This is a genomic window from Bacteroides caecigallinarum (assembly GCF_016902295.1).
In the GTDB taxonomy this organism is placed as follows: domain Bacteria; phylum Bacteroidota; class Bacteroidia; order Bacteroidales; family Bacteroidaceae; genus Phocaeicola; species Phocaeicola caecigallinarum_A.
On the sequence record NZ_JACJLQ010000070.1, the window covers coordinates 1 to 4,357 of the forward strand.

The following is a 4,357-nucleotide window of genomic DNA, read 5'->3' on the forward strand; positions in this document are numbered from 1 at the left end:
GTGTTTTGTTTATAATAAGTTGAATTATAACCATTTAATTCTTTTAATTTATAAATTAAAATTTTTTTATCATGAGAAAAAAGTATTTAAGTGCACTTCTGTTTGGAGCACTTTTGGTGACTTCAGCAGGAACTTTTACTTCTTGTAAGGACTATGATGACGAAATCAACAACTTGCAGGAACAGGTTGATGGCGTAAAAAGCCAATTAGCCGACTTAGAGTCAAAAATCAATGACGGTAAGTGGATTACAAACATTGCTGACGCTGAAGGCGGTTTCACTATCACTTTCTCTGACAATAGCTCATATACTATTGTAAACGGAAAAGACGGTGCAAACGGAGCTGATGGTGCTGCAGGAACTCCTGGAACTCAGTGGACTATCTCTGAAGATGGATATTGGGTATGTGATGGAGAAAAGACTGATGTTAAGGCTGTAGGTCAGGACGGTAAAGACGGTCAGGACGGTCAGGATGGACAGGACGGTGCTCCAGGACAGGACGGTCAGGATGGTCAGGACGGTGCTCCGGGTAAGAACGCTCAACCTGAAGTTAAGAAGGAAAACGGCAAATGGTATTTGTGGAATGGAACAGAATTCGAAGAACTTTCTATCCCTGCACCAGCAGTAAACGTTCCTTACTATTATATTGATCCTATAGACAACAACTATGCATATCTTGTAGTTTGCGACGAAAACGGTGAGAACGAAAAGAGCTTACGTCTTCTTTTGAATGAAGGTCTGGCTCAGATTCAATTGCAGACTGCTTCATTGGAAATTAACTACGGTATCTCTCGTATAGGAACAGGTTATGCTGAATGGAATGGTCCTAAAGCAAAACCAGCTGCAGGTGAATATATGACAGCTCAGGCAACAGATACATTGCTTGTACAGGTTACTCCTGCAAATTATGATTTGTCAGCTCTTGATTTGAAAGTGGTTGATACTAACAATGATGAAGTTCCTGTAGTTTTGGGTGAACCTATCCCATACAAGGGACTCATGTCAAGAGCAACTTCCGCATCTGGTCTTTATAAAATACCAGTATCAGTTGGAGAAATCTCAGAAGAACTGACAGATAAATATGAGAAAAAATCTTATTATGGTTACTCCGTTTCATTGTATGCTAACGATAAAGTTCGTTCTCCATACGGTAATAATCTAACTTTCTCCCTTAATGAAAAGAAAGCTTCAGATATAAACAATGGAGATATTATATTTAATAATAGAATTTATCAAGGCGGATATTCAGCCATAACATTATATGTTGAACCAGGTAAATCATTCACTCTTCCTGTAACAAGCGGAAAGGAATATTTATATGATGCATACATTACAATGTATGATGGTAATGATAAAGATAAAGTTGACCAGGCAAAAGCTGATCAGATTAGATATGGTATTAAATGTGAAGGTTTGACAGTCAGTGCAGAAAGTGCTTCTACAGGTTCTGTTGCATTTTCTTTACATTATATAGATGTTGCTGGTAATGTACGTCGTCAGGACTTCAATATTAGATTCAACGAGGTTGCTGAAATACCAGAAACTCCTGAAGTTACATTGGCTGCATCAACTCATACCGCAACAACTAAGGTCGTTAGTGGAGTTTCTCAGCAATTCATCTTAGTAGATCTTGCTGAATACTTCAACACAATGAATGCTGATGAAAGATTGGTATGGAATGATAATATTGATCAATACAATACACTTACAGATGTCTTTAATATAAAGGGACAGTATTCTGAAGACTATAGTGAATATGGAGATGCTAAACATATTTATAATGATGGTGGAGTTTCAGAAACTAAAGTTGTAAATATATTAGGAAATGTTACCCCTGTTAAGTCTGACGGAACACCTGCAACTAAAGCAAGTGAAATTGCTAAACTGAAGATTGCATTCAATACGGACTATAAATTGGATAATGAGCAAGAAACTTACGAATGGTTGACTGAAGGTGAATATACTTCATTAATATCTGTATGGTACAGATTGAAAGATGAAAATCAGATTAAAGAGCGTACAGTTCTGACAGCTCCATTTACTATTGCTGATCCTACAGAAGCTGAAATCAACTCATTGTTCACATTCAACAATCAGTATTATGCAAATGGTGTGTTGACTATTGTTTCAGACAATATCACCGACATAATTGATTTGAATGATTATATAACAGCTACTGGAATTGATTATACTGGTATAACTATAACAGGAAATGATAAACCTGAAACTCAAACTGAAAAGAATAAGCTTAAGCCAACTAAAGCAGGTGAATGGACAGTTTCTGGTATCAAGTTTACTGTTCTTGGTAAAGAATACGATGCTCCATCATTCAAGTTGAAGGTTGCAGTAGCTCAGCCATACAGCGTTGACTTTACTAAGGCAAGTGCAGTTGTTACTTCGGGTATGACTCAAGAATCTACAACAATTGAGTACTATAGACCAACAGGTAACGCTCAGACAGATGCACCACATACTAACTACTACAACATTAAGAGTGCTACAGGTGCAGTTCAAGCAGATAACGTTGTGACAAATATTGAATTTGATTATAATAATAATTTAATTGAGGTAAGTAAAACTGGTTTAAGCAGTGATACTAATGCTGATAATATCAAGATTACTCCTCAAGATGTGAAAGTTACAGTTGATACAACAGTTAAAGTTAAAGCTACATTCACAATGAGTAATGGTGAAACTGTTGATTATGAATTTAACGTAACTGTAAAAGCTTACCCTATGTAATTAAAAAAAACATAGAAAGCTGATTAAGGAATAATTCTTTAATCCTCTATAATGAAGAGGGTGTGTCAAAATTGACACACCCTCTTTTTTATACACAATTTTCGTCATGATATTTCCAGCATAAAAGAATATAACATGTATTCCAACATCTGTCAGGCAATCATTCAAGATAATTCGATGAATGGATTACTATGACTTTTGAGATTGTCCATGCTTAGTATAGGGAACATGTACGGCCAACAGTTAATACAACCACGATATGATGCATTGTGCAGCATAACACAGAAAGAAATAGACTCATGCATCACAGATGCAATATCGGAAATGGCGGAAGAATACAGTTGCTCTTTCGAGGAAATGCGCGCCCAACTGAAGAGACAGTACGACGGGTATCATTTCAATGAGAATGTAAACGAGCTTACAGGCAAGTATTATAGTCCGGCAGAGTTTATAGACTACAAGGCCGATGTGGAGCGTCCTCTGCTTATGATTTTCCAAAGTGGTTATCTCACCATATTGGAAAGTTATAGCTGATAAATAAGAGACCTCAGCCGCTTATATAAACGTCTATAGCATTAGAAAGCTTCAAATCGGACAACTGGGAGACTATGCAACGGCGGAAAAAATCAAAAACCTCATCATAACACTCCATCATAATTTTTCCGTCAATACTGAGAATCATCTCCCTTGCATTATATGGTATCTCATGCCAATTGTCATCATCAACATAAAAATATTCATATTTGGAATCATCCTGGTAACTCTGAAAAGATCTGTCTTTCAGGATTTCAAGGCGCTCATCAATAGTAGAAAGGCTCTCCAACTTGGATATTACAAATTCACTTTCATATTTGCATTTACCGATATATCTTATTGAATAAAAACGTTTCAGAAATGTAATTAACTCTTTATCGAGCAAGTCTCTGTCAAGTTCGAACTCATAATAACAATCGTGTTCTATCCTCTTGAAGTCCTCAAGTCGCAATTTCTCAATTATCTGATTGAGGATATACTCTTCTGTACGATTTTCATTAACATGCTTACGTATGTAGTCCTTTCGTACAGCTACTCCGAGCATTAAACCTATTGCAAGAAACTGTCCCATAAAATAATGATTTTATTGATTGTAGTTCACAAATATAATACAAAACTCATTACAGTCACTATTGAACAAAATCATTCAGTAACAAAACTCCAAACTCATATACACACTACATCGTCTGCACTGTAGAGCATATAATCAAGTGCTGATAATATTTTGTTTATTTATTACAATTTTATATTGATACAGACAAGATATTATCAGTTAAGAAAGGAGGCAGTTTGATGGCTCTACCGACAACATCAAAGAGAAGATATTTCCTCTTCCGAAAGACCTGTACTTACTGATATCACATCAAAGGAAATTCCCGAATTCTTAAGTTTCCTGGCTATATCCATTTTCTCTTCAAGTTTACCTTCGGCACGACCTTCGGCACGACTCTTCATTACAGCAGTATTAATAGTGTTCAGCCAGTCACGGTAAGCCTTGAGGCTGTCCTCGTATTCCTCATATTGTTCTTTAGTGAATCGGGCTATCTCGGCAGACTCAAAAAGACGGGTGAAGACTCTTTCCT

At 36.4% G+C, this 4,357-nt stretch carries 2 protein-coding genes and 2 pseudogenes; 2 read left to right on the plus strand and 2 right to left on the minus strand.

The genetic code is table 11. From position 1 onward, the window contains the following. Window positions 1-71: 71 nt before the first annotated feature. The gene (locus tag H6A27_RS13830) at window positions 72-2,741 is read left to right on the plus strand and encodes a PL29 family lyase N-terminal domain-containing protein (RefSeq protein ID WP_204509105.1); all 2,670 of its coding nucleotides are present in this window, start codon (window positions 72-74) and stop codon (window positions 2,739-2,741) included. A gap of 255 nt (window positions 2,742-2,996) precedes the next feature. Continuing rightward, window positions 2,997-3,257 (plus strand): annotated as a pseudogene (locus H6A27_RS13835) (AAA family ATPase); the annotation flags it as partial. Between the two features lie 31 nt (window positions 3,258-3,288). Here H6A27_RS13835 and H6A27_RS13840 read toward each other — a convergent pair. Next, window positions 3,289-3,846, minus strand: a complete 558-nt coding sequence (locus tag H6A27_RS13840; RefSeq protein WP_204405159.1) for a hypothetical protein — start codon at window positions 3,844-3,846, stop codon at window positions 3,289-3,291. Window positions 3,847-4,085: 239 nt separating this feature from the next. Next, a pseudogene (locus H6A27_RS13845) lies at window positions 4,086-4,357 on the minus strand (Rpn family recombination-promoting nuclease/putative transposase); the annotation flags it as partial.

Coding starts and splice junctions, on each gene's coding strand:
- H6A27_RS13830 (WP_204509105.1), top strand. CDS start 72: ATGAGAAAAAAGTATTTAAGTGCACTTCTGTTTGGAGCACTTTTGGTG.
- H6A27_RS13840 (WP_204405159.1), bottom strand. CDS start 3,846: ATGGGACAGTTTCTTGCAATAGGTTTAATGCTCGGAGTAGCTGTACGA.